Genomic DNA, 2231 nt, shown 5'->3' on the forward strand with positions numbered 1-2231 from the left:
TGACGATCGGTTCTTAGTCGCCTAAACGGCTGGCATGTCGAACGGTCCTCATTGGCACACTACTCCCCACTGGCCGCGCGGTCTCTCCAAGCTCTAGCGGCCGGAAATCAGAAGGTGGAGGAAGGCGCTCGCTTGTGCCACCATCCGCCGAGCTGCGCGCGTCGCCGCCGCGTTGATGTCACCGCGCCTCTATGGTGACGCTGCGCGCCGACAGGGTGACCAGACACATGAGTGCGGCCAACATCGCAAATGCGCTCGGCAACCCTGCGAAGTTGGCGAGGAAACCGACGAACCCCGGTCCAACGAGGAGTCCCGCATAGCCAACCGTGGTGATCGCGGCAACCGCTGGACCTGCAGGCATTACCTTCTGAGTGCCGGCCCTCCGGAAGAGAATGGGAACCAGGTTTGATGCACCAAGACCAATGAGCAGGAAACCTGCCATCGCGAAGGGGGCGCCTGGGGCGGCCAGCAAAAGCGCAAAACCCGCGACGGCCATCAGACTGCCGACCACCAGTGTCGCGCGGTCGCCCACGCGCGACACCACGGAATCGCCCCCGAGGCCCCCGACGATCATGCCAATGGAGAACAGTATGAAGCCGATTCCACCCTGCGCTTTCGGTACAAGGCCACGGTCCACCAGCAACAAGGCGCTCCAGTCGAGTATGGCTCCCTCAATAAGAAACGTGATCGCTGCTAATATCGCCAGCAGCACCACAATGGCATGCGGCATGACGAACAACGCCCCTCGCTGAGCCTGCGCTCTTTGGGGCAATCGCGAACAAGTCAGCACCATGACGCTCGCCATGAAACTCGCGCAGATCAGGGTTGATACAAAGGCACCAACATTCGACCAAAGCAATATGCTCATCGCGGCGGAACCGGCAAAGCCGCCGATGCTGAATTGCGCGTGAAACCCGGACATCAGCGGACGCTTGGCTGCACGTTCCACCTCGACCGCACAGATATTCGCAGCGACATCGATCGCGCCGAGCGAGGCGCCGAAGGCGACCAGCGCGGCCCCAAGCGCCCAAGGCGTATCGGCAACCACCAGCCAAGGAAGGATGAGTGTAAGGCCGACCCCACCGATCAGAATGATCGGTTTACTGCCATAGCGCGCACTCAACAAGCCGGTCAAAAGCATCGCGAGAACCGAGCCTAAACCTAGGCACAGCAGCAGAAAACCGAGAACGCCCTCGTCGACCGCCAGTCGTTCTTTCGCGAACGGCACCAGCGGCCCCCAGGCAGCCATACCAAAACCAGCGACAAAAAATGCAAGACGCGTCGCGAGCCGATCGGCAGACATTTTTAGGAACTCCGGAGGCAATTGTTGGCGAGCGCAGCGCGCGGCTAATTTGCACAGCGTTCGGCCATGTACGGCGATCGAAACCGAAGAGTCCACCTGTCAAAAATGAGGGGCACTGCGCACACAAGCTCTTGGTCTGTCCAACTTTCTCACGCGCCGGGCGCGATGGTCTCTACCCGACCGTAACATTCGGCCGTGATCGCCCCTGTATCAGCTTATCGGACTGTGGACCTGAGCTCGCGGCGTGCGTCACTGCGGGTGCGACCTTAGAGGCATTAGATCAGCAGAGCATCACGTTCCAGGCTCCGAAGCAAATGAGCGCCATCTCAAGCAAGCTGAACAATAGCGCGGCCATCTACCGTGACGGTGGAGATCACCATTAAACCGATGGTATCCGCTGCGTTCGCAGCACCCCAGCCGAGCCAATTCGCGCCTGAAAGTCACGACCGCGCTAGCAAGGAATTGCGAGTTCAACGCCTTTGGATGTATTCCGCGTGTATCTTCACAACCAAGCGAGCAGTGGTCACCCTGGAAGAGCAGACCGAGCGAATGGGGAGAGTTGGGAAGTGAGCTATGAGCTTGTAGGTCTGCTGGTGCTATTGGGCGCTGCTGTAATTCTTTTCGCTTGGTCGAGACGGCGAAGCTCCGCCTCCGAAGATGGCTGGGTCGAGACGTCAAGTGATACGTTCGAAGCTGGTGGGCTTACTTTAACGGCTTCCATGAATGTGCGCGAAATGCCTGATGAGCCACTTCCGCCTTTGGGCTCCGTTCCTGGGCCTGCTTACCGGATAGACTACGTGAATGGGGATGGGGCCGCGTCCGAGCGCGTCGTTACTATTTTGGACGTAACGCAGGACGACGGTCGAACCTACATTCTGGCCTACTGCTCTCGCGTTAAAGCTAACAGGACGTTTCGAGCAGATAGGAT

The 2231-nt window shown here is 59.3% G+C and carries 2 protein-coding genes; one reads left to right on the top strand and one right to left on the bottom strand.

Annotated features, from left to right (window positions below; translation table 11 throughout):
- Window positions 1–178: 178 nt before the first annotated feature.
- Window positions 179–1303 (bottom strand): MFS transporter, encoded by a 1125-nt coding sequence (locus GGD61_RS40055; protein ID WP_183232542.1) that lies wholly within the window; start codon window positions 1301–1303, stop codon window positions 179–181.
- A 566-nt stretch (window positions 1304–1869) separates the two neighbouring features.
- On the opposite strand from GGD61_RS40055, the gene GGD61_RS40300 reads away from it, so the two are divergent.
- A partial coding sequence (locus GGD61_RS40300; RefSeq protein WP_210311360.1) for a WYL domain-containing protein occupies window positions 1870–2231 on the top strand: 362 nt, incomplete at its 3' end.

The sequence above is a fragment of the Bradyrhizobium sp. SBR1B genome (assembly GCF_014198205.1).
Lineage (GTDB): Bacteria > Pseudomonadota > Alphaproteobacteria > Rhizobiales > Xanthobacteraceae > Bradyrhizobium.